The organism is Microbacterium arabinogalactanolyticum (assembly GCF_030268005.1).
GTDB classification, from domain to species: Bacteria; Actinomycetota; Actinomycetes; order Actinomycetales; family Microbacteriaceae; genus Microbacterium; species Microbacterium arabinogalactanolyticum.
Window position 1 is genome coordinate 286,940 of sequence record NZ_BRZC01000004.1, and the last position, 21,072, is coordinate 308,011.

23 protein-coding genes are annotated in these 21,072 nt (G+C 69.7%); 8 read left to right on the top strand and 15 right to left on the bottom strand.

Annotated elements, in window-relative coordinates:
- Positions 1–72: 72 nt before the first annotated feature.
- Positions 73–1,434, bottom strand: a complete 1,362-nt coding sequence (locus tag MIAR_RS05805) for an NAD(P)-binding domain-containing protein (RefSeq protein ID WP_285632691.1) — start codon at positions 1,432–1,434, stop codon at positions 73–75.
- A gap of 54 nt (positions 1,435–1,488) precedes the next feature.
- Here MIAR_RS05805 and MIAR_RS05810 point away from each other — a divergent pair, with 54 nt between their 5' ends.
- Together MIAR_RS05810 and MIAR_RS05815 are read left to right on the top strand one after the other, a co-directional pair.
- Complete coding sequence (locus MIAR_RS05810) at positions 1,489–1,830, top strand: ArsR/SmtB family transcription factor (RefSeq protein ID WP_285632693.1); 342 nt, start codon at positions 1,489–1,491, stop codon at positions 1,828–1,830.
- Positions 1,830–2,369 carry a GNAT family N-acetyltransferase gene (locus MIAR_RS05815; protein ID WP_285632696.1) on the top strand — a complete coding sequence of 180 codons (540 nt, stop codon included), beginning with the start codon at positions 1,830–1,832 and terminating at the stop codon, positions 2,367–2,369. The genes MIAR_RS05810 and MIAR_RS05815 overlap by 1 nt, the downstream gene beginning before the upstream one ends.
- A gap of 80 nt (positions 2,370–2,449) precedes the next feature.
- On the opposite strand, the gene mutM is transcribed toward MIAR_RS05815, so the two are convergent.
- The 6 genes from mutM to MIAR_RS05845 form a co-directional block, all read right to left on the bottom strand.
- Positions 2,450–3,349 carry a bifunctional DNA-formamidopyrimidine glycosylase/DNA-(apurinic or apyrimidinic site) lyase gene (mutM, locus tag MIAR_RS05820; protein ID WP_285632699.1) on the bottom strand — a complete coding sequence of 300 codons (900 nt, stop codon included), beginning with the start codon at positions 3,347–3,349 and terminating at the stop codon, positions 2,450–2,452.
- Positions 3,350–3,357: 8 nt separating this feature from the next.
- A complete protein-coding gene (gene rnc / locus MIAR_RS05825) occupies positions 3,358–4,068 on the bottom strand; it encodes a ribonuclease III (RefSeq protein WP_285632702.1) in 711 nt (236 codons plus the stop codon).
- Positions 4,069–4,078: 10 nt separating this feature from the next.
- The gene (gene rpmF / locus MIAR_RS05830) at positions 4,079–4,288 is read right to left on the bottom strand and encodes a 50S ribosomal protein L32 (RefSeq protein WP_029263535.1); all 210 of its coding nucleotides are present in this window, start codon (positions 4,286–4,288) and stop codon (positions 4,079–4,081) included.
- Positions 4,289–4,290: 2 nt separating this feature from the next.
- Entirely contained in the window at positions 4,291–4,785 is a 495-nt protein-coding gene (locus tag MIAR_RS05835) for a YceD family protein (protein ID WP_285635650.1), read from the bottom strand.
- 123 nt (positions 4,786–4,908) lie between these two features.
- Positions 4,909–5,406 (bottom strand): pantetheine-phosphate adenylyltransferase, encoded by a 498-nt coding sequence (gene coaD / locus MIAR_RS05840; RefSeq protein WP_285632705.1) that lies wholly within the window; start codon positions 5,404–5,406, stop codon positions 4,909–4,911.
- A gap of 25 nt (positions 5,407–5,431) precedes the next feature.
- A complete protein-coding gene (locus MIAR_RS05845) occupies positions 5,432–7,603 on the bottom strand; it encodes an ATP-dependent DNA helicase RecG (protein ID WP_285632707.1) in 2,172 nt (723 codons plus the stop codon).
- Positions 7,604–7,667: 64 nt separating this feature from the next.
- On the opposite strand from MIAR_RS05845, the gene rsmD reads away from it, so the two are divergent.
- Positions 7,668–8,231 (top strand): 16S rRNA (guanine(966)-N(2))-methyltransferase RsmD, encoded by a 564-nt coding sequence (rsmD, locus tag MIAR_RS05850; RefSeq protein ID WP_285632710.1) that lies wholly within the window; start codon positions 7,668–7,670, stop codon positions 8,229–8,231.
- A 49-nt stretch (positions 8,232–8,280) separates the two neighbouring features.
- Here rsmD and thiL read toward each other — a convergent pair whose 3' ends face one another.
- Complete coding sequence (gene thiL / locus MIAR_RS05855; RefSeq protein ID WP_285632713.1) at positions 8,281–9,291, bottom strand: thiamine-phosphate kinase; 1,011 nt, start codon at positions 9,289–9,291, stop codon at positions 8,281–8,283.
- Positions 9,292–9,314: 23 nt separating this feature from the next.
- On the opposite strand from thiL, the gene MIAR_RS05860 reads away from it, so the two are divergent.
- Positions 9,315–9,788 (top strand): DUF3515 family protein, encoded by a 474-nt coding sequence (locus tag MIAR_RS05860; RefSeq protein WP_285632716.1) that lies wholly within the window; start codon positions 9,315–9,317, stop codon positions 9,786–9,788.
- 3 nt (positions 9,789–9,791) lie between these two features.
- On the opposite strand, the gene MIAR_RS05865 is transcribed toward MIAR_RS05860, so the two are convergent.
- The 7 genes from MIAR_RS05865 to MIAR_RS05895 all read right to left on the bottom strand — a co-directional run bounded on the left by MIAR_RS05865 (position 9,792) and on the right by MIAR_RS05895 (position 17,326).
- Entirely contained in the window at positions 9,792–10,880 is a 1,089-nt protein-coding gene (locus MIAR_RS05865; RefSeq protein WP_285632719.1) for a D-alanine--D-alanine ligase family protein, read from the bottom strand.
- On the bottom strand, positions 10,780–11,922 hold the full coding sequence (locus tag MIAR_RS05870; protein ID WP_285632722.1) for an NAD(P)H-dependent glycerol-3-phosphate dehydrogenase: 1,143 nt from the start codon (positions 11,920–11,922) through the stop codon (positions 10,780–10,782). The genes MIAR_RS05865 and MIAR_RS05870 overlap by 101 nt, the downstream gene beginning before the upstream one ends.
- Positions 11,912–12,661 carry a lysophospholipid acyltransferase family protein gene (locus MIAR_RS05875; protein WP_285632725.1) on the bottom strand — a complete coding sequence of 250 codons (750 nt, stop codon included), beginning with the start codon at positions 12,659–12,661 and terminating at the stop codon, positions 11,912–11,914. Before MIAR_RS05875 ends, MIAR_RS05870 begins: the two co-directional genes overlap by 11 nt.
- Before the next feature lie 4 nt (positions 12,662–12,665).
- A complete protein-coding gene (gene murA, locus MIAR_RS05880; protein ID WP_285632727.1) occupies positions 12,666–14,030 on the bottom strand; it encodes a UDP-N-acetylglucosamine 1-carboxyvinyltransferase in 1,365 nt (454 codons plus the stop codon).
- A gap of 109 nt (positions 14,031–14,139) precedes the next feature.
- Positions 14,140–14,736: a 3-isopropylmalate dehydratase small subunit gene (gene leuD, locus MIAR_RS05885; protein WP_285632730.1), complete on the bottom strand. Its 597-nt coding sequence runs from the start codon at positions 14,734–14,736 to the stop codon at positions 14,140–14,142.
- Positions 14,737–14,741: 5 nt separating this feature from the next.
- Entirely contained in the window at positions 14,742–16,160 is a 1,419-nt protein-coding gene (gene leuC, locus MIAR_RS05890; protein WP_285632733.1) for a 3-isopropylmalate dehydratase large subunit, read from the bottom strand.
- Positions 16,161–16,336: 176 nt separating this feature from the next.
- Positions 16,337–17,326 (bottom strand): TerC/Alx family metal homeostasis membrane protein, encoded by a 990-nt coding sequence (locus MIAR_RS05895; RefSeq protein WP_285632736.1) that lies wholly within the window; start codon positions 17,324–17,326, stop codon positions 16,337–16,339.
- A gap of 231 nt (positions 17,327–17,557) precedes the next feature.
- Between MIAR_RS05895 and MIAR_RS05900 the strand changes: the two genes are divergently transcribed.
- The 4 genes from MIAR_RS05900 to MIAR_RS05915 are packed head-to-tail and all read left to right on the top strand — an operon-like array spanning position 17,558 to position 21,066.
- Entirely contained in the window at positions 17,558–18,115 is a 558-nt protein-coding gene (locus MIAR_RS05900; protein ID WP_285632740.1) for an RNA polymerase sigma factor, read from the top strand.
- Positions 18,112–19,221: a DUF4349 domain-containing protein gene (locus tag MIAR_RS05905; protein WP_285632743.1), complete on the top strand. Its 1,110-nt coding sequence runs from the start codon at positions 18,112–18,114 to the stop codon at positions 19,219–19,221. Before MIAR_RS05900 ends, MIAR_RS05905 begins: the two co-directional genes overlap by 4 nt.
- 59 nt (positions 19,222–19,280) lie before the next feature.
- A complete protein-coding gene (locus MIAR_RS05910; protein ID WP_285632745.1) occupies positions 19,281–19,817 on the top strand; it encodes an ArsR/SmtB family transcription factor in 537 nt (178 codons plus the stop codon).
- Position 19,818: 1 nt separating this feature from the next.
- Complete coding sequence (locus MIAR_RS05915) at positions 19,819–21,066, top strand: MFS transporter (RefSeq protein ID WP_285632746.1); 1,248 nt, start codon at positions 19,819–19,821, stop codon at positions 21,064–21,066.
- Positions 21,067–21,072: the final 6 nt, after the last annotated feature.

The window sequence follows — 21,072 nt, forward strand, 5'->3', positions numbered from 1 at the left end:
TCGACGAGAGCCATTCGGCGTCGCGGTCACAGCGGCGCCGATGCATCGACATCGCCGCTGAGCGCCGGTGGCCTACCGCGCGGCGGGCGCCCTGCCCAGCTGGATGAGCTGCGGTTCAGCCGCGCAGCAGGATCCCGAGCCTGGCTGCTCGCCGGGTGCATCGAACAGCCCTGAGCCGCCGCACACGCCGGTTTCAGGGAGGACCAGTTCCACGCGCTCCGCGGCCTCGCGGTCGCCGGCGATCGCTGCGACGACGCTGCGCACCTGCTCGAACCCGGTGAGGGCGAGGAACGTCGGCGCGCGGCCGTACGACTTCGCGCCGACGATGTAGAAGCCCGGCTCGGGCTGCTGGAGATCGGCCGCGCCGGTGGCGCGGACCGACCCGCAGGAGTGCACGTTCGGGTCGACCTCGGCGGCGATCTTCGCGGGCGCCTGGAGCCGGACGTCGAGATCGACACGCATCTCAGACAGGAAGGACAGGTCAGGCCGGAACCCTGTGGCGACGAAGATCCGCGCGGCGGGCTCCAGTCTGCGCCCGTCCTCCGCCACGAGCACTGCCTGCCCTCCGTCGAGGACGATCTGCTCGGTGCGGAACCCCGTCACGAGGCGGACGAGTCCCGAATCGACGGCATCCTTGGCCCGCTGCCCCAGGGCGCCGCGCTCGGGCAGCTCATCCGAACTGCCCCCGCCGAAGGTGTTCCCGACGGCGCCGCGGCGCAGCACCCAGGTGACCCGCGTCCCGGGGGCGCTCTTGGCCACCCGCGAGAGCACGCCGATGGTCGTCGCAGCCGAGTGGCCGTTGCCGACCACGACGACGTGTCGGCCCGCGAGCGCGCTCGCTTCCTCGGACGCGGGCATGCGGTGCGCGAGCAGACCGGCGTCCGCCGCCGCTCTCTCGCCGAGAGCAGGAAGTCCGTCAGCACCGGCCGGGTTGGGCATCCGCCAGGTTCCCGACGCGTCGATCACGGCGCTCGCCTCGATCCGCTCCTCGGCGCCGTCCGGCCGCTCGATGTGGACGACGAAAGGCTGATCGGCACGGCCAGCATCGACGGAGAGGTCCCGGCCCTTGCGCCCCACGCCCACCACGCGCGCACCGTACCGGACGCGATCGCCGAGGACTGCGGCGAGGGGTGCGAGGTAGTCCTCGATCCACTGGGCGCCCGTCGGATATCCCTGGACGGGGCCGGTCCATCCGGTCGGCTCCAGCAGGCGACGCGATGCGGGATCGATGAGCTCCGACCAGCGAGAGAACAGCCGCACGTGGCCCCACTCGGCGACGGCCGAGGCGGCGGCGTCGCCTGACTCCAGCACCAGCGGCGTGAGCCCGCGCTCGAGCAGGTGAGCGGCGGCCGCCAGCCCCTGGGGGCCGGCGCCGATGATGACGATGGGATTCACGGAGACCTCCACGCATTGACGTTCTTCGATGTATGACATCACGATCCTGATGCTCATATCGACAGATGTCAATACGTGAGGCAGACTGGAATCATGAATGCCCTGCCGGTGACCATCGACGCAGCATCCGCGTCGTGCTGCACGCCCGGTGAGGCGATGGACGACGACGCCGCACAGGGCCTGGCGAAGGTCTTCAAGGCACTGGGAGACCCGACCCGGGTGAAGCTGCTCTCGATGATCGCGGGAAGCAGTGCCGGGGAGTTGTGCGTATGCGACCTCACGGAACCCGTGGGCCTGTCCCAGCCGACGGTCTCCCACCACATGAAGCTCCTCGTGGAGGCGGACCTGGTCACCCGCGAGCAGCGCGGCAAGTGGGCTTACTACAGGCCCACCACCGGCACGCTCGCCGACGCCGCGAAGGCGCTCATCGGCTGATGGGGACGATCGGGATCCGGCCCATGTCGCCGTCCGACTGGCCGGACGTCGAGCAGATCTACCGCGCCGGGATCGCGACAGGGCAGGCCACATTCGAGTCGGAGCCGCCGCCGTCATGGCAGGCCTTCGCGTCGGGCAAGCTGCCGCATCTCATGCTCGTCGCCCTTGAGGACTCGATCGTCGTGGGTTGGGCGGCGGCAGGCCCCGTCTCCGTCCGCGCGGTGTACCGCGGGGTGGTCGAGCACTCGGTCTACGTCGCGCCCCGAGCCGCCGGCCGCGGCGTCGGTCGCATGCTGCTCGCAGAACTGATCCGGGCTGCCGAAAGCTCAGGCGTCTGGACCATCCAGTCGTCGGTGTTCCCCGAGAACACCGCCAGCCTCCGCCTGCACGAGCACGCCGGCTTCCGGCGCGTGGGACGGCGCGAGCGAATCGCCCTCATGTCGTACGGTCCCTTCGCGGGTCGGTGGCGCGACACGGTTCTGATCGAACGTCGGTCTGACGATCCGCCGGTCACCGCACCGGTGTCCGGCGCCCTCTGAGATGAGCCCTCACCACCGTGATGTGCACGGCGCACCACGCGGGGCCTTCACGCGCGATACTGCCGAAGGTCGGCTGAAAATCAGAAGGAGCGCCGGCGCTGACAGCGCGGGCAGAAGTGGCTCGAGCGGTTCATGAACGCCGTCCGACGGATCGGTCCGCCGCAGCGCGGGCACGCCTCTCCCTCGCGGCCATAGGCGTTCAGGGAGTGGGCGAAGTAGCCGGCCTGCCCGTTCACGTTCACGTACTGGGCGTCGAAACTGGTGCCGCCCTCGGCGAGGGCCTTCTGCAGCACCAGCCGCACTTCGGCCAGGAGCCGGCGCACGGCTTGGGATGAGAGGGCGCGGCCTTCGGTCTCGGGGTGGATCCGCGCTGCCCACAGCGACTCGTCCGCATAGATGTTCCCGATTCCGCTGACCAGCGTCTGGTCGAGCAGCGTGCGCTTGATGGCGCTGGCCTTACGGCGCACGGATGCGGTGAAGCGAGCATCGTCGAAGGCGGGATCGAGGGCGTCCCGCGCGATGTGCACGACCTGGGACGGGACGAGCGCGCGGTCCGTGCCGAAGCCACCCGCCGCATCGTCTCCTGTGGGCACGAGGCCGTCGATCGCCAGCGAGCCGAACGTCCGCTGATCGGCGAACACCACAGCCAGGCGTCCGTGCTGAGGGTGCTCGATGTGCAGACGGACACGCTCGTGACGCTCCGCCACGGCATCCGGCGCGCGGAGCAGCATCTGGCCGCTCATGCCGAGATGCGCGACCACGGCATCCGTCTCCCCCTCCAGGGGAAGCCAAAGGAACTTGCCGCGGCGCGCCGCGGCTGTCATGACACGACCCTCGAGGCGCCCGACGAAGTCGGCGGCGCCGAGCGGATGCCGGGTCAGCGCGCGTTCGTCGAGGACGTCCACCGAGGTGACGCGCGCGCCGACGACCGCCGGCGCAAGCCCGGATCGGACGACCTCGACCTCAGGAAGCTCGGGCACGGCGCGATTCAGGCGGCGCCGGACTCGGTGACGCGCAGACTCAGCTCGCGCCAGGCGGTGAGAGCTGCGGCCATCTCGGCGGTCTTCTTGCTGGTGCCCTGTCCGGTGCTGGCGAGCTCGCCGACCGTGACCGTCGCCGTGAAGACACGGTTGTGGTCGGGCCCCGAGGACTCCACGGTGTACTCCGGTGGCGTGCGCCCCAGACGCGCGGCCAGCTCCTGCAGGCTCGTCTTGGGGTCCATCGCCGCGCCGTAGCGCTCGGGGTCGGCCAGCAGCGGCTCGGTCAGTCGCAGCACGAGAGCCTCGGCGGCCTTCGCCCCGGCGGACAGATAGGTCGCACCGAAGACGGCCTCCATGGTGTCCGCGAGGATCGAATCCTTGTCGCGACCGCCGGTCTGCTCTTCGCCGCGTCCCAGCCGAAGGTGCGCGCCCAGCCCGATGGCACGGGCCACCTCGGCCAGCGCGACGGTCGAGACGACGCTGGCGCGCCGCTTGGCGAGTTCGCCCTCGTCGAGATCCGGGTGCGTTGTGAACAGCATCACCGTCACGGCGATGCCCAGCACGGAGTCCCCGAGGAACTCCAGCCGTTCGTTGTGCGGGATCCCGCCGTGCTCGTACGCGTACGAACGATGCGTCAGTGCCCGCTCAAGAAGCTCGGCGTCGATATCGACGCCGAGCTTCTCGATGAGAGCCTGTGCCCCCGCGGAATCCTCCGCCATGATCGCCTGATCAGACGTCGGCGACCTTGCGGCCCTTGTACTCGAGGAACAGCTCGGTGCCCTGCGAGTCGGTGACGACCTTCGCCTGGTGCGGGCGGCTGTAGACGACCTGACCGTTCTCGACGGTCTTCACCAGGGCGACGGGAGCCGCCTTCCACTGCGCACGACGGCTGCGGGTGTTGGAACGGGAGACCTTGCGCTTCGGGGGGTTACCGGCCATGACTAGCTCTCTTCTTTCTCGGCGCCGCGGCTCCCTGCCGGGGCGTCCTGGTCTGTGATCTGGCGGAGCGCGCTCCATCGAGGATCGATGGGAGCGGTGCTCTCTGCGTCGGTGCTCACGGTCAGCTTCTCGCCCGTGCTCGGGTCGAGACCCGGGCAATCCGGCTGACACACCGGCTGAAATGGAAGCGACAATACGACCGCATCCCTGACCAGAGTTTCAAGATCCACGTGGTCGTCTTGAACTTCGAAGTCAGTTTCTTCCTCACCAGGATACGCGAAAAGCTCCTGGAACTCGACTTCGACAGGCGCAGTGATGTCGGTGAGGCAGCGACCGCACACTCCGACGTAGTCGGAATCGGCCGTTCCGGAGACCAGAATGCCTTCGTGGACCGACTCCAGACGCACGTCGAGGTCGATGCTCTCGCCTGCTTCGACGACCACGATGCCCTCCCCCCACTTGTCGGCAAGGGTCACCGAGAAGCGGTGCTCGCGCATCTCCCCCGGCTTGCGGGTGATGTCGCGGACGGGCAGGACGAAAGGTCCGTTGACTCGGGTCTTCACCTGACGATTCTACCGGCTCGGATGCTGTGAAGGCCCGATGCGCTCGGGCCGGGCCCCTCAGATGCCCCGCGCACCCGTGTCGAGGAACGCCGCGACCGCCGGGGGCACGAACGGCGAGACGTCGCCGCCGAGCGACGCCACCTGCCGCACGAGCGAGCTGGAGACGAGGGCGTGCGCCGGGTCCGGCAGCAGGAACACCGTCTCGATGTCGGCGAGGTGCCGGTTCACGATCGCCATCGGCGACTCGTAGGCGACGTCGACCTGGGAGCGGATGCCTTTGACCAGCACTCCCGCGTCCACGTCGCGCGCGTAGTCGACTAGGAGGCCCATGCTCCACGAGCCGACGACGATGTGCCCCTCGATGCCTGCCTCGGCGATCGACTGCTCCAGCAGGCTCAGACGCTGCGCGATCGGCAGCATGGCCGCCTTGCCCGGGTTGTGCACCACGAGCACGTGCAGTTCCTCGTACAGGCGCGCCGCGCGGCGGATCACATCGAGGTGACCGAGCGTAGGCGGGTCGAAGGAACCGGGGACGACGGCGATCCGACTGTTCACGCTCTCAGCCTAGGCCCCCGGACCCTCAGTTCTTGCTGAGAGCCGCACGGTCGGCGTCGCTGACGCGTCCCGCGATCGCCACGCGCAGTCCGGGGTGCTTCACGAGCATGGGATCGTCCTTCAGGATGTCGGCGGCGATGTCGCGCGCGTGCGCGATGAGTCCGGCATCCTTCACCACTCTCAGCAGCCGCAGCGACGACTTCGCTCCGGCCTGCGCCGCGCCGAGCACGTCGCCCTCGCCGCGCAGCTCCAGGTCGACCTCGGCCAGCTCGAAGCCGTCGAGGGTCGCGGCCACCGCTTCCACCCGCTCCCGCGCGATCGAGCCGCCTTCGGCTTCGGTGACGAGCAGGCACAGCCCCGGGAACTCCCCACGGCCGACGCGACCGCGCAGCTGGTGCAGCTGGGAGACGCCGAATCGGTCGGCATCCATGATGATCATCGTCGAGGCGTTCGGCACGTCGACCCCGACCTCGATCACGGTCGTCGCGACGAGCAGGTCGATCTCCCCGCGCGCGAACGCCCGCATCGTGGCGTCCTTCTCGTCGGCGGGCATCTTGCCGTGCAGGATCGCGCGACGCACCTCGCCGAGCCGAGGATGCGTGGCCAGGAGCTGCTCGAGCTGCACGACGCCCCAGCGCGGGCCCTTGCCCTCGACGTCGGGCGGCGGCGCGTCGTCGGACTCGACTGAGTCCTCGGCGGCGTCGATCGCCGCGCAGACCGCGAACACCTGGCGGCCCTGTGCGATCTCCTCCGCCGACCGCTCCCAGACCCGCTGGAACCACTCGGGGTGCTCAGCGAGGGGTGCGACGAACGTGCTGATTCCCGCCCTGCCGGCCGGCATCGAGCGGATCACCGAGGTGTCGAGGTCGCCGAACACCGTCATCGCGACGGTGCGCGGGATCGGTGTGGCCGTCAGCACGATCGCGTGCGGGGCGGTGCCTTTGGCGCGCAGCATCTCGCGCTGCTCGACGCCGAAGCGGTGCTGCTCGTCGACGACCACGAGTGCGAGGTCGGCGAAGGTGGTCTTCTCCGAGAGCAGCGCGTGCGTGCCGATCACCAGGAGCGACTGCCCGGATGCCACTCGCAGGGCGGCCTTGCGCCGCTCGGGCGCGGACATCTGCCCGGTCAGCAGAGTGGGGATGAGCTGCGGCGCCAGATCGGGCCCGAGCATCTTGGTGATCGACCGGAGGTGCTGGGCGGCGAGCACCTCCGTCGGCGCGATCAGGGCGGCCTGTCCCCCGGATTCCGCGACCTGCAGCATCGCCCGCAGCGCCACCAGCGTCTTGCCGGAACCGACCTCGCCCTGGATCAGCCGGTTCATCGGGCGCTCGAGCAGCAGGTCGTCGGCGATCTCGGCACCGACGCGCTGCTGATCCGCCGTGAGCGTGTACGGGAGCTTCGCGTCGAACTGCTCGAGCAGACCGCCCGCATGCGCCGGGCGCGGCTGCGCGATCAGCGATCGGACGAGGTTGCGCTGCTGCAGGAGCGCCGTCTGCAGCACGAGCGCCTCGTGCATCCGCAGCGTGCGGACGGCCGGATCGACGTCGGCGCGACGGTGCGGGCGATGGATGCTCTGCAGCGCCTCCCCCGCGGTGAGAAGTCCCTCGCGACGACGCAGGTCCTCGGGAAGCGGGTCCGGCACCTCGCCGAGCTTGTCGAGGACGGCGTCGATCACCTTGGCGATCTGCCAGCTCTGCATCGCGGAGGTCGCCGGGTAGATCGGGATCGGCACGTCCTGCAGGGCATCGGCCTGACGGTACGCGGCCTCACTGTCCTCGAAGAGCTGGTAGTCGGGATGCGCGAACTGCACGGTGTCGCGGAACTGGGAGACCTTGCCGGAGAAGATGCCCCGGCGTCCCACCCGGAGCTCCTTTGCGCGCCATTCGGCCTGGCCGAGGTTCTTCGCGAAGAACGTCAGCGACATCTGCCCGACGCCGTCGCCGATGATCACCTCGAGCATCGCCCCTCGACGGTTGCGCATCTGCCGCGCCCGGGTCGAGAGCACCTCGGCGACGATCGTGACGGTCTCGCCGACGGGCAGCTCGAGGATCGGGGTGAGCTCGCCGCGGTCCGCGTAGCGACGCGGGTAGTGCCCGAGCAGCTCGCCGACGGTACCCATCCCGAAGGCGCGCTCGAGGGTCTTCGCCGTGGATGTGCCGACGGCCTCGGCCAGCGGCGTCTCGAGGGTGAAGGACATGCTCCGAGTCTAGGGAGCGCCACGGACCCCGGCCGACGCCCCTGCCGCCCGATATCGTGAACGGGTGACCAGGATCATCGCCGGCGCCGCCCGGGGCATCAGAATCGACGTGCCGGACGCCGGCACCCGGCCGACCAGCGACCGCGTGCGCGAGTCGGTGTTCGGTGCGCTGGAGGCGATGGATGCCATCGAGAGTGCGCGCGTGCTCGACCTCTACGCCGGCAGCGGCGCCCTGGGGCTGGAGTCCTGGAGCCGTGGCGCGGCATCCGTCGATCTGGTCGAGCGCTCGCGCCCGGCAGCGACGATCATCGGACGCAACACGGCAGCAGTCGCCAAGGCGGTCGGCGGGCCGAACGCTGCCAAGGTGCACCAGAGCGCGGTGCACGCATTCCTGGGGCGGGCGACGGGGACCTACGACCTCGTCTTCACGGATCCGCCCTACGACCTGGACGACTCGGCGATGACCGCGGATCTGGTCGCGCTGGCGCCGCTGCTGTCGGCGGACGCCATCGTCGTGATCGAGCGCGCGAAGCGCTCCACCGCGCCGGATCTGGATGCCGCGGGGCTCGAGCTCGTCCGCGAGAGGACGTACGGCGACACGGCGGTGTGGTGGGCACAGCCGGGCTGATCGCCCCTTCTACAGGCTCAGGGCCCCTGGGACTTCACGGTGCCGGGTGTCAGCCGACGACGCCGTCCCAGTCGCGGTAGGGGTCCCAGCCCGTGTGGGCGATGGGTGCGCCGTCCAGCAGCACGCCGTCCGCGCCCCGCGCGGTCACGCTCCCGAGCGCACGGAAGCCCTCCGGGAGCGGGACGTCTGCGGGGAAGACCGCCAGCAGACCGTGGTCCTCTCCTCCCGCCAGCGCGCGCGCCCGGTCGCCCGCGAACGCGAGCTCGTCGATCGCGGCGCCGGAGAAGTCGATCGTGACCCCGGAGGCGTCCGCCATCCGGCCGGCATCCAGCGCCAGACCGTCCGAGACGTCCATCATGGCTGTCGCACCGGCATCCGCGGCGACCACGCCCAGCCGCACCGGCGGCCGCGGTCGCAGCTGACGCTCGAGCCCCTGCCGCGCGGTGTCGTCCAGGGCATCCGCATCCACCGCGATCGGCGTCTCGCCGTCGCGGAACCGGCCGAACAGCGTCTCCAGCCCTGCGGCCGCAGCTCCCAGCTCACCCGCCAGCGCCACGATGTCACCGGGACGCGCACCGGCCCTCGTCACCGACCGGCGCCCGCCCAGATCGCCGAGCGCCGTCACAGCGATCATCAGCAGCTCCGAGACGGTGAGGTCGCCGCCGACCACGGCGCAGCCGGGCGCGAGCGCATCGCAGGCCTCGCGGAATCCGTCGGCCATGGCCGAGACGAACGAGAGCCGCGCATCGCGGGGCACCGCCAGCGCGACCAGCAGCGCCGTGGGAGTCGCACCCATCGCCGCCACATCGGCCAGGTTCACGGCCGCGGCCTTCCAGCCCAGGTCGTACCCGCTCGACCAGGCCGTGCGGAAGTCCGGGCCGTCCACCAGCGTGTCGGTGGTCGCGACGACGGACGCCGAGGGCGCCGAGATCACGGCGGCGTCGTCGCCCGGCCCGAGGATCGCGTGCGATGCGGTCGACGTGCGCGCGAGGATCGCTCGCAGCACCGTCCCCTCCGAGATGTCGCCGATGCGCGGGTCGTCGTCGGGATCGGATGCCATGCCGTCAACGGTAGCCTGGAAACATGCTTCGTCGTCTCGTCCCGGTCGCCGGAGTGCTGACCCTCCTCCTGCTCACCGCCTGCTCGAGCACGGTCGCGCTCAAGCCCGAACCCGACTCGAACAACCCCGCCTGCGCGGAGGTGACGGTGCGCCTCCCCGACGCGGTCGGCGAGCTCAGCAGGCGCTGGACGGATGCCCAGGCGACGGCCGCCTACGGCGACCCGACGGCCGTGATCGTCGCGTGCGGCGTGGACGTCCCCGGGCCGACCGCCACGCTGCAGTGCGTGACTCTGGACGGCATCGACTGGCTCGTCGACGACTCCCAGGCGCCGAAGATGCGCATGACCACCTACGGGCGGAACCCCGCCGTCCAGGTGTTCGTCGACACGAAGCTGGTGGGCGCCAACGAAGTGCTCTCCAACACCGGTCTGGTCAGCGGCATCCGCACGATCAAGGCGACCAGCCAGTGCACCGCACCGGCCGAGCTCCCGAAGTAGTCCCTACTTCCGGAGCCCTGCCTCGATCAGCTCGGTGATCAGCTCGCCGTAGGTCATGCCGGACGCCATCCAGCACTTCGGGAACATGGAGAACGGCGTGAAGCCGGGCATGGTGTTCAGCTCGTTGATCACGAGCTGCCCGTCGGGGGTCACGAAGAAGTCGACGCGGGCCAGTCCCTTGCCGTCCACCGCCTCGAACGCGCGCACCGCAGTCTCCTGAAGGCGTCCGATCAGCTCGTCGTCGACCTGCGCGGGGCAGACGATCTCCACGCCCTCGCCGCCGAGGTACTTGCCCTCGAAGTCGTAGAAGCTGCGGGAGGTCAGCACGACCTCACCGGGCAGCGATGCCCGCGCCCGCTCGCCGTCGCGTCCGGCAAGGACGCCGACCTCGATCTCGCGGCCGGTCACGCGCGTCTCGACGAGCACCTTCTCGTCCTCGTCGAACGCGATCCGGAACGCCTCGTCCAGTCCGTCGCCGCCGTCGACGCGGGAGACTCCGACGCTCGATCCGGCACTGGCTGGCTTGACGAACACGGTCTCGCCCAGCGCGTGCACACGCTCGCGGACGCTCTCCGGATCGGCATCCCACTCCGCGCTGCGCACGGTGATGCCGGGCGCCACGGCGATGCCAGCCGCCGACAGCGCGAGCTTGGTGAAGTGCTTGTCCAGGCACACCGCGGAATCGAGGATGCCGCCGCCGGCGTAGGGCACCTCCAGCACGTCGAAGAAGCCCTGGATGGCGCCGTCCTCGCCGTGCAGACCGTGCAGGAGCGGCAGCACCACGTCGATCTCACCGAGGTCGACGGTCGACCCGTCGGGGGCGACGACGCGCAGCGTGCGGTCCCCGCCCGGCTCCGGCCACCGCATCCGGGTGCCGTTGTCGACGACCTCGGGCATCTTCGCGGCGTCCAGCGCGAACTTCGCCGGGTCGTCCTGCTCCAGGACGAACGCGCCTTCGCGGGTGATCCCGACGGGGATCACCGCGTAGCGGTCACGGTCGATCGCCGCCAGCACCCCGCCCGCCGTTGCGGAACTGATCGAATGCTCGCTGGAACGCCCGCCGAAGAGCACCACCACCGTCTGCCTGTCCATAGTTGGTCCTCTCCTCCTGGGGAGTGTCGTCGTCGGTGGTCAGGTGCGGTGCGATGTCGCGCGGGTTCATCTTCCCGTCGAGCACCATCTTCACCTGCTCCACGATGGGCATGTACACGTCGGCCTCGTGCGCGAGCTGCAGGATCGGAGCGACGGACGCCAGACCCTCGGCGGTCTGGTTCATCTGCTTGATCACGTCCTGGATGCCGTATCCCTGGCCCAGCAGGCGGCCCGCGGTGTTGTTGCGGCTGAGCGGCGACTGGCAGGTGGCGATCAGGTCGCCGAGGCCTGCCAATCCCTGCAGCGTCTCGGGCTGCGCGCCGTTGGCGACCGCGAAGTCGGTCATCTCCACGAGTCCGCGCGTGATGATCGAGGCCTTGGTGTTCTCGCCGTAGCCGACGCCGTCGACGATGCCGATCGCCACGGCGATGAGGTTCTTCAGCACGCCGCCGAACTCCGTGCCGATCACGTCGGTGTTCACGAAGGAGCGGAAGTAGCGGTTCCGGGCGGTGCGGGCCACGGCATCCGCCGTCTCCTGGCTGCGCGAGGAGATCACGGCCGCCGTGGGCTGCTCGCGGGCGATCTCCAGCGCCAGGTTCGGTCCGGATGCCACGGCGATGCGCATCGGGTCGATGCCGAGCTCCTGCTCGATGACCTGACTCATCCGCAGGCCCGTGCCGCGCTCGACGCCCTTCATCAGGCTGACCACCGGGAAGTCGCCGGCGGCGAGCAGCGGGCGGAAGGCACGCAGGTTCTCGCGCAGCGTCTGGCTGGGCACCGACAGGTACACCTGCTGCACGCCGTCGAGCGCACGCTCGATGTCGGCGGTCGCGCGCATGCTGCGCGGCAGGTTGATGCCGGGCAGGTACCGGGAGTTGCGCTTCGCCTCGTCGATCTCCTGCGCGAGTTCGGGGCGACGCGCCCACATGGTCACCTGGGCGCCGCCGTCGGCGAGGATCTTGCCGAAGGTGGTGCCCCAGCTGCCCGCGCCGACGATCGCCGTGCGGGTTCCCGTGCCGGACGGCTCTCGTCTAGGAGTCAAGACGCCCCGTCTCCTTCTGTCCGTGGTCGGTGGGGTTCCAGCGCGTGGCCGGCGCCTTCTCGTCGCGGAGCTGCTCGAGCAGCGCGGTGATGGCGGCCATCAGGCGCGCGGTCGCCTCGTTCAGCACCGCGGGCTCGGATGCCCGTCCACGCAGATCGGAGAGGTCGACCGGATCGCCGATCAGCACGTTCACCGGCTTGCGCAGCGGCCAGAGGCTGAGGCCCTTCTGGTAGCGGCCCATGATCTCCTGCGTGCCCCACTGCGCCATCGGGATCAGCGGGAGATCTCCGGAGAGCGCCAGGCGCACCGCGCCGGACTTTCCGCGCATCGGCCACAGGTCGGGGTCACGGGTCAGCGTGCCCTCCGGGTAGACGATGACGCCGCGGCCGTGCTCGACCAGCTCGGCGGACTGCTTGAGGGTCTGCTTCGCCGCGGCCGCCGAGGCGCTGCGCGACACCGGGATCATGCCGGTGCGCTTGAGCAGCCAGCCGACCACCGGCACCCGGAACAGGCTCTCCTTCGCCATGAAGCGCGGCAGCCGTCCGAGACGGTACACGGACATGGCCACGATCAGCGGGTCCAGCTCCGAGTAGTGGTTGGGGGCGAGCACGAAGGCACCCTGGCGGGGCAGCTTCTCCGCCCCGGTGACGCGGATCTTCGCCAGCAGGGACATCGGCGGGATGACGAGCACCGCGAGCACCCAGAAGAGGCTCGGGCGGCTCCGCTCGGAAGCAGCCATCAGCTCACCGGACGACGTCGAAGTCGGCGCCCAGGGCCTGCAGCTTGTCGAGGAACTTCTCGTAGCCGCGGCTGAGGATGTCGACACCGGAGACGACGGACTCGCCCTCGGCGGTCAGCGCCGCGATCACGTGGCTGTACCCGCCGCGGAGGTCGGGCACCACGATGTCCGCGCCGTGCAGCGGCGTGGGACCCGTGATGACGGCGGCCTGCTCCAGCTCGCGGCGCGGCACGCGGCGCGGACCGTCCTGCAGGCCATGCGGGTGCACGACGATGTCGGCGCCCATCTTGACCAGGGCCTGCGTGAACCCGAACCGGTTCTCGTACACGGTCTCGTGCACGATCGAGCGGCCCTGCGCCTGCGTGAGCGCGACGATCAACGGCTGCTGCCAGTCGGTCATGAAGCCGGGGTGCACGTCGGTCTCGACGACGACGGGCTTGAGCGCGCCCTCGCGGCGGAAGAGGATGCCGTCCTCCTGGACGTCGAACCACCCGCCCGCCTTGCGGAACACGTTCAGGAAAGTCAGCATCTCCTGCTGGCGGGCTCCGGCGACGAAGATCTCGCCGTCGGTGGCCAGCGCGGCGCACGCCCAGGACGCGGCCTCGTTGCGGTCGAAGATCGCACGGTGGTCGTAGCCCCGCAGGGTCTCCACGCCCTCGATGAGGATGACGCGGTTCGGCTCGTAGGAGATGATCGCGCCCATCTTCTGCAGCACGGCGATCAGGTCCATGATCTCCGGCTCGATGGCCGCGTTGCGCAGCTCGGTCTGCCCCTGTGCGCGCACGGCCGTCAGCAGCACCTGCTCGGTGGCGCCGACGCTCGGGTACGGGAGGTGGATGTTCGCGCCCTTGAGCCCGCTGGGGGCCGACAGGCGGATGCCGCTGGGCTGTTTCTCGACGATCGCGCCGAACTTGCGCAGCGCGTCGAGGTGGAAGTCGATCGGGCGGTCGCCGATGCGGCATCCGCCGAGGTCGGGGATGAACGCCTGACCGAGACGGTGCAGCAGCGGGCCGCAGAACAGGATCGGGATGCGGGAGGCGCCGGCGTGCGCGTCGATCTCCTCGTAGTGGGCGGACTCGACCAGGCTCGGGTCCAGCACCAGCGAACCGGGCTCGTCGCCCTCGGTCACGCGGACGCCGTGCACCTCGAGCAGCGAGCGGACGACCGCCACGTCGCTGAGGTCGGGCACGTCGCGCAGGATGCTGGTGGTCTCTCCCAGGAGAGCGGCGACCATCGCCTTGGTGGCGAGGTTCTTCGCGCCCTTCACGTCGACACGGCCGCGCAACGGCCTGCCTCCGCGGATCGCGAGCACGGATCCGGCGGGAACCGGAGCCTCGGAAACTGCTGCATCGCGGAGCGGTGTCGTCATTCGGGCCTCTTCTTCGTCAGGACAGGCGCGGCGGTGGCCGCGAGCCTCTCATCCAATCACGGCTGGTGCCGTGGGGGCTCTTGACCCCCGGCCCACCGCGCGCCTCGTCCTATCGAACAGGGAGCGTACGTGGCCGCCACGACTCGCGGCGGGCCTCGAACTGCGCGATCTTGTCTTCGTTGCGCAGCGTGAGCCCGATGTCATCGAGCCCTTCGAGGAGCCGCCATCTAGTGTAATCGTCGATCCCGATGGCGGCCTGGAAGTCCCCGATCGTGGCGGTGCGCGCCTCGAGGTCGACCGTGATCTCGCGGCCCGGCTCCTCGTCGATCAGCGCCCAGATCCGCTCGATGTCGGCCTCGTCGACGGTCGCCGCCAGCAGGCCCTGCTTTCCGGAGTTTCCGCGGAAGATGTCGGCGAAGCGCGGGCTCAGCACGACTCGGAAGCCGTAGTCGCGCAGTGCCCAGACGGCGTGCTCGCGGCTGGAGCCGGTGCCGAAGTCGGGGCCTGCGACGAGCACCGACGCGTTCTGGAACGGTGCCTGGTTGAGCACGAACTCCGGGTCCTTGCGCCACTCGTGGAAGAGGGCGTCGTCGAAGCCGGTCTTGGTGACGCGCTTGAGGAAGACGGCCGGGATGATCTGGTCGGTGTCGACGTTGGAGCGCTTCAGGGGCGCGGCCACGCCGGTGTGGGTGGTGAACTTCTCCATGGTGCTCAGGCCTCCAGGTCGCTCGGGCTGGACAGGGTGCCGCGGATGGCGGTGGCCGCCGCGACCAGCGGCGAGACCAGGTGCGTGCGTCCGCCCTTGCCCTGCCGCCCCTCGAAGTTGCGGTTCGAGGTGGACGCGCAGCGCTCCCCCGGTGCCAGCTGGTCGGGGTTCATGCCCAGGCACATCGAGCATCCGGCGAACCGCCACTCGGCGCCGAACGCCTCGACGATCTTGTCGATGCCCTCGGCCTCGGCCTCGAGCCGCACCCGAGCGGAGCCGGGGACGACCATGACGCGCACGCCATCGGCCTTCTTCTTGCCTTCGATGACCGACGCGAAGGCGCGCAGGTCCTCGATGCGGCTGTTGGTGCACGAGCCCATGAACACCGCATCCACCTTGACGTCCTTCAGCGGCGTGCCGGGGGTCAGGTCCATGTACTGCAGCGCGCGCTCGGCAGCGGCGCGCTCGTTGGCGTCGGCGATCTCAGCGGGGTCGGGGACGGATGCCGACAGCGAGCTGCCCTGACCCGGGTTGGTGCCCCAGGTGACGAAGGGCTCGAGGGTGGAGGCGTCGATGTCCACCTCGGCGTCGAACACGGCATCCGGGTCGGAGGGGAGCGTGCGCCAGTACGCGACGGCATCCTCCCAGTCCTGCCCCTGCGGTGCGTGCGGCTTGTCCTTCACGTAGGCGAAGGTGGTCTCGTCGGGAGCGACCATGCCGGCCCGGGCGCCCGCCTCGATCGACATGTTGCAGATCGTCATGCGGCCCTCCATCGAGAGGGCCCGGATCGCGCTGCCACGGTACTCGAGCACGTAGCCCTGTCCCCCGCCGGTGCCGATCTTCGCGATCACGGCTAGGATGATGTCCTTGGCCGTGACACCCGGGCGGAGCTCGCCCTCGACGTTGATCGCCATGGTCTTGAACGGCTTCAGCGGCAGCGTCTGCGTGGCCATCACGTGCTCGACCTCGCTGGTGCCGATGCCGAAAGCCATGGCGCCGAACGCGCCGTGCGTGGAGGTGTGCGAGTCGCCGCAGACCACTGTGATGCCGGGCATGGTCAGCCCCAGCTGCGGACCGACGACGTGCACGATGCCCTGCTCGGCATCGCCGAGCGAGTGCAGGCGCACGCCGAACTCCTCGGCGTTGCGGCGCAGAGTCTCGATCTGCGTGCGGCTGGTGAGGTCGGCGATCGGCTTGTCGATGTTGAGCGTCGGCGTGTTGTGGTCCTCGGTGCCGATGGTCAGGTCGACGCGGCGGAGCGGACGGCCCTCGGTGCGCAGTCCGTCGAAGGCCTGCGGGCTCGTGACCTCGTGGATCAGGTGCAGATCGATGTAGATCAGGTCGGGCTCGCCGTTCTCGCCCTTGACGACGAGATGGTCGTCCCAGACCTTCTCTGCGAGGGTTCGGGGTGCGGTGCTTGTCATGCGGTGTGTTCCTTGTGGCTCGATGAGTCGGCCCATGATGGACTCCGCGGCGAGGAAGGCCTAGATCGAGGTCCCGCCGCGGCTGCTAAGGAGGAGAACCACACACCGCATGCGGGCCAGTCTACAACGCGGCATCGGGTGCTTCGCCCGATGCCGCGTTGTGTGACGATCCGCGCTCAGCTCGCGACCGGCGTGCGCTTCTCACGGGCGGAGGCGATCAGGCTGGCGATCGTGGCGACCGCCATCGACGCGAAGATCACACCGAGCGACACCCAGTTGTTGATGTCGGGCGCCCACTCGATCGGCTGACCGCCGTTGATGAACGACAGCTCGTTCTCGTGCATGGCGTGCAGCACGAGCTTGACGCCGATGAAGCCGAGTATGAACGCGACCCCGTAGTGCAGGTAACGCAGCCTGTCGAGCAGGTCGCCCAGCAGGAAGTACAGCTGGCGCAGGCCCATCAGGGCGAACAGGTTGGCGGTGAACACGATGAACGCGTTCGTCGTGATGCCGAAGATGGCGGGGATGGAGTCGACCGCGAACATCAGGTCGGTGACGCCCAGCGACACGAAGACGATCAGCATCGGCGTCCAGATCTTCTTGCCGTTGATGGTGGTGCGCACCTTCGGGCCGTCGTACTCGTCGCTGATCGGGATCACCCGGCGGATCTGGCGGACGATGAAGCCCTCGGTCTGCGCGTCATCCTCCTCCTTGTCTGGAAGGGCCTGGCGGATCGCCGTGTACAGCAGGAAGGCGCCGAAGATGTAGAAGATCGGGCTGAGGTGCTGGACGGCGGCGCCGACGATGATGATGAAGATCGCGCGCAGCACCAGCGCGATGATGATGCCCACCATCAGCGCCTCCTGCTGATAGCGCCGTGGCACCGAGAACTGGGTCATGATCAGGATGAACACGAACAGGTTGTCGATGGAGAGGCTGTACTCCATCGCCCATCCGGTGAGGAAGTCGAGCGATGTCTTGGCATCGCCGATGAGGAACAGCACACCGGCGAAGATCAGCGCGAGCGTCACGTAGAACACGACCCACAGGGCCGATTCCTTGGTGCTGGGGATGTGCGGGCGCTTCAGGATGAGCAGCAGATCGCCGATGAGGATGGCGGTCAGCACGACCAGCGAGGTGATCTCGAACCAGACAGGGATATCCAAGGGCGGAGGACCTTTCGGAGGGTAGGCGGAAGTCCGAAAGTCTCTCCCCGCACCGGTGGTGCGCCGCGCGACCGGAGCAGCGATGACGGTGCTCGTGATGACGATCTGCGCGATGTCGGGATACTCCCTCTCGCAGAGCCCATGCTACCGAACAATCCGGGATGTCGAGGAATCTGAGACGATGAGGCCGGACGCGACACTTCCTGATCAACAGACACGGACGGGACGGTCATGCCGACCAGCACAGAGGATCGCGAGTGGGCCGCACGGGCGGCATCCGGAGATCAGGATGCCTTCCGCGAGATCTATCGCGCCCATGTGCGGCCGGTGTACTGGATCGCGCACGGCATCCTCGGTTCGGCACCGGATGCCGAGGATGTGGCACAGGAGACCTTCGTGGTCGCCTGGCGCAAGCTGCCAGGGCTCGAGCTGGCCGGGGATTCGCTGCTGCCCTGGCTCGCGACGATCTGCCGCTTCCAGGCGGCGAACCGGCTGCGGATCCTGCGCCGGGACCGGGCCAACACCGCGGATGCCCTGGAGGAGACGATCCCCGACACGGTGAGCGTCGAGGATCAGGTGATCTCCGCTGCCCTGGCCGAGCGCATCGCCGAGGAGGTGGGACGGCTCGACGAGACCGACCGCCGCATCTTCCGGTTGTGCGCGGTGGAGGGCTACGCCTACCAGGTCGCCGCGGAGGAGCTCGGAGTGAGTCACGCCGTCATCCGCAACCGTCTGTCCCGGGTTCGCACGCGCCTGCGAGGCGCTGCTCAGGAGATGAGGGACGCATGAGCGAGAACGACGGTGTGGAGCTGCCGCCGCTGAGCGACGAGACCATCGCACGGATCGAGGAGGCGGTCTTCGACGACATCGCCGAAGATCGGCCTCTGCTGCGTCCGGCGCAGCCGGAGAGCACAGCGCGCCGCCGGCGGCGACGCTGGGCGCTCGGCCTGGGTGTGGCTGCGGCCTTCGCCGCGGGCATCCTGATCTCCCCGCCGCTGCTGTCGGCGGTCTCGCACGGGCCGACGGGCGCGAACAGCGCCGGCGGCGACAGCGCAGCCTATGACGCGGGGCCGCTTCCCGCGGTGGGGATGCCGGAGTCCGTGCAGGGCGACGGAGCGAAGAGCGCGGCCGGAGGGAGCGCGCCCGGCACGAGCACGGACGCTCCCTCCGCAGGTCGTGACATCATCACCACCGCGCGGGTCACGCTGCGCGTCGCCGACATCGCGAAGGCGGCCGATGCGCTCACCGCTCTCGCCGAGAAGCACGGTGGCTACGTGGAGTCCAGCGACATCGGCCTCGAGCCCGGAGCACGGTCCGGGACCGCTCCGGATGCTGCGCAGGGCGCACCCACCGAGCCCTCGCTGCCGAGCGGGGACGGGTGGGTCAGCATCCGGGTGCCCGCCGCCGATCTCACGGCGGTGATGGATGCCGTCGGCGAGCGGGGTCAGGTGCTCGGCTCCTCGATCTCGCGGGAGGACGTCACCGCGACCGCCGTCGATCTGCGCGCTCGCGTAGACGCTTCGAAGGCGTCGGTGCAGCGCCTCACCGAACTGATGTCGAAGTCGGGCTCGGTGGCGGACCTGATCGCCGCGGAGACCGCGCTCAGCGAACGGCAGGCGCAGCTGGAGAGCTACCAGCAGCAGCTGAAGTCGCTCGACGACCAGGTGTCGATGTCCAGCGTGCAGGTGCAGCTGACCAAGCGCGCGAAGGCGACCCAGGCAGATCCGGCCGGTTTCGGCGACGGACTGCTGGCCGGCTGGAACGGACTGATCGCGGCGCTGAACGGGGTGGTCATCGCGTTCGGGTTACTGCTCCCCTGGCTCGCCGTCGCCGGAGTGGTACTGCTGGTGGTCTGGCTCATCCGCCGCAGGATGCGCAAGACCCGAGTTCCTTGATTTTCCGCGGTATACAAGAAGTCTTGTGAGAATGCGGAAGCCCGCTTAGCGTTGCGGGCGTGGAACACATCTCCGTCATCACCGCGATCGCGCATCCGCTGCGGCGTCGCATGATCGATCATCTGCAACTGCACGGCGAGACCCAGGTCGGTACGTTCGCCCGGGTCCTCGACGCGCAGGTGGGCAGCATCAGCCACCATCTGCGGATGCTGGAGAAGGCCGGCGTCGTCGAGCGCGTGGACGCACCGGACGGCGACGGACGGGCGAGCTGGTGGCGGCTCGCCAGGAGGTCGTTCACCTGGTCGTCGAACGACTACGAGTCCCCGGCGGACGCGCTTCTGGCCCGTGAGGCGCAGCGCGCGAACGTGCGCCATCAGCTCGATCTGCTGCAGCGCTGGTACCGGGTGTCTCCGCAGAGCGAGGCGACCGGCTTCAGCACGGACTCGCTGGCCTGGGCGACGCAGGAGGAGCTCAGCGACCTGCAGTCGCGGTTGAACGCGATGGTCGACGAGTGGCGCCGCGGGATCGACCGCGAGGACGGTCAGGAGCGGATGCCGGTGTTCTTCTTCGCCCACGGCTTTCCGACGGAGGTGTGAGATGACTGCCACCGAACCCACCCTGCTGCGCACTCCGCCCGCGTTCCGTCGAGATCGTCTGGTGCAGGCGTGGCTGGTGATCAAGGCGCTGTCGGATGCCGGGGACGCGATCTTCACGATCGCCTTCGCATGGACCGCGGTGCAGATCGCCTCACCGGCGGTCGCGGGCCTCGTGGTGGCGGCAGGCACGGTGCCGCGGGCGATCGTGCTGCTGGTGGGCGGGGCGTACGCCGACCGCAAGGACGCCCGGCGGCTGATGGTGCTTTTCAACGCGCTGCGCGTGGTCGTGCTCGTCGGTGTCGCCGTCTGGTGCCTGGCCGCGCAGCCCACCGTCGCGGTGCTGCTGATCGCGAGCGTCGCGTTCGGCCTGTGCGACGCGTTCTTCGAGCCGGCCGCGGGGACCATGCCGCGACAGCTCGTCTCGACCGCTGATCTTCCCGCTTACTCGGCGCTCAGCCAGACGCTGTCCCGGCTCGGGACGATGGCCGGCTCGGCGATGGGCGGCTTTCTGGTCGCCGCGTTCGGCCTGTCGGGCAGCGCCGGCCTGAACACGCTGACCTACGTGGTGGTGATCGTGTTCATCGTGCTCTGGTTGCGCCCGCGCTTCGCGCTCCCCCGCGCATCGGCGGAGCAGAGCGTGCTGCGCGGTGTGGCCGACGGTTTCCGTTACCTCGGTCGGGAACGCGCCACCCGCACGCTCGTCATCGCGCTGTCGGGCCTCAACCTGGCCGTGGGGCCGGCGATCTCCATCGGCCTGCCGCTGCAGGCGACTGCCCACGGGTGGGGCGCGGGAGCGGTGGGCGTGTTCGAGGCCCTGGTCGGCGGCGGCGCGATGGCCGGTGCGCTGGTGGTCGTGCGACGACGCCCTCGCCGCGAGGCCATCGGAGGATTCGCCGCGCTGATGGTGCAGGGCGCGGGGATCGTCGCCCTCGGCGTCGGGTCGCCGATCGTCGTCGGCGCGGGGAGCCTGGCGATCGGATTCACCGCCGGCTTCGCCTCAGCCCTGCTGGGGTCGACGTTCGCCGCGACTGCGGCCCCCGACTACCTGGGCCGACTCGGGTCGATCCTGCGGCTGGGCGACGACTGCCTGATGCCGGTCGCCATGGCGCTGTTCGGCCTGATCGCGGGCATCCTGCCGCTCTGGGTGCCCTTCGCGCTGTACGGGGGCGCGATGGCGCTGCTGATGATCATGCCGCTGCGCAACCCCGGCATCCGGGCGATCTCCTTGCGGGACGCGGCCACCTCCTAGACTCAT

Excerpts from the sequence above, each read along its gene's own strand:
- MIAR_RS05805 (WP_285632691.1), bottom strand. The coding sequence starts at position 1,434 with ATGTCATACATCGAAGAACGTCAATGCGTGGAGGTCTCCGTGAATCCC.
- MIAR_RS05810 (WP_285632693.1), top strand. The coding sequence starts at position 1,489 with ATGAATGCCCTGCCGGTGACCATCGACGCAGCATCCGCGTCGTGCTGC.
- MIAR_RS05815 (WP_285632696.1), top strand. The coding sequence starts at position 1,830 with ATGGGGACGATCGGGATCCGGCCCATGTCGCCGTCCGACTGGCCGGAC.
- rnc (WP_285632702.1), bottom strand. The coding sequence starts at position 4,068 with ATGGCGGAGGATTCCGCGGGGGCACAGGCTCTCATCGAGAAGCTCGGC.
- rpmF (WP_029263535.1), bottom strand. The coding sequence starts at position 4,288 with ATGGCCGGTAACCCCCCGAAGCGCAAGGTCTCCCGTTCCAACACCCGC.
- MIAR_RS05835 (WP_285635650.1), bottom strand. The coding sequence starts at position 4,785 with ATGCGCGAGCACCGCTTCTCGGTGACCCTTGCCGACAAGTGGGGGGAG.
- MIAR_RS05845 (WP_285632707.1), bottom strand. The coding sequence starts at position 7,603 with ATGTCCTTCACCCTCGAGACGCCGCTGGCCGAGGCCGTCGGCACATCC.
- thiL (WP_285632713.1), bottom strand. The coding sequence starts at position 9,291 with ATGGCATCCGATCCCGACGACGACCCGCGCATCGGCGACATCTCGGAG.
- MIAR_RS05860 (WP_285632716.1), top strand. The coding sequence starts at position 9,315 with ATGCTTCGTCGTCTCGTCCCGGTCGCCGGAGTGCTGACCCTCCTCCTG.
- MIAR_RS05865 (WP_285632719.1), bottom strand. The coding sequence starts at position 10,880 with ATGGACAGGCAGACGGTGGTGGTGCTCTTCGGCGGGCGTTCCAGCGAG.
- MIAR_RS05875 (WP_285632725.1), bottom strand. The coding sequence starts at position 12,661 with ATGGCTGCTTCCGAGCGGAGCCGCCCGAGCCTCTTCTGGGTGCTCGCG.
- murA (WP_285632727.1), bottom strand. The coding sequence starts at position 14,030 with ATGACGACACCGCTCCGCGATGCAGCAGTTTCCGAGGCTCCGGTTCCC.
- leuD (WP_285632730.1), bottom strand. The coding sequence starts at position 14,736 with ATGGAGAAGTTCACCACCCACACCGGCGTGGCCGCGCCCCTGAAGCGC.
- leuC (WP_285632733.1), bottom strand. The coding sequence starts at position 16,160 with ATGACAAGCACCGCACCCCGAACCCTCGCAGAGAAGGTCTGGGACGAC.
- MIAR_RS05900 (WP_285632740.1), top strand. The coding sequence starts at position 17,558 with ATGCCGACCAGCACAGAGGATCGCGAGTGGGCCGCACGGGCGGCATCC.
- MIAR_RS05905 (WP_285632743.1), top strand. The coding sequence starts at position 18,112 with ATGAGCGAGAACGACGGTGTGGAGCTGCCGCCGCTGAGCGACGAGACC.
- MIAR_RS05915 (WP_285632746.1), top strand. The coding sequence starts at position 19,819 with ATGACTGCCACCGAACCCACCCTGCTGCGCACTCCGCCCGCGTTCCGT.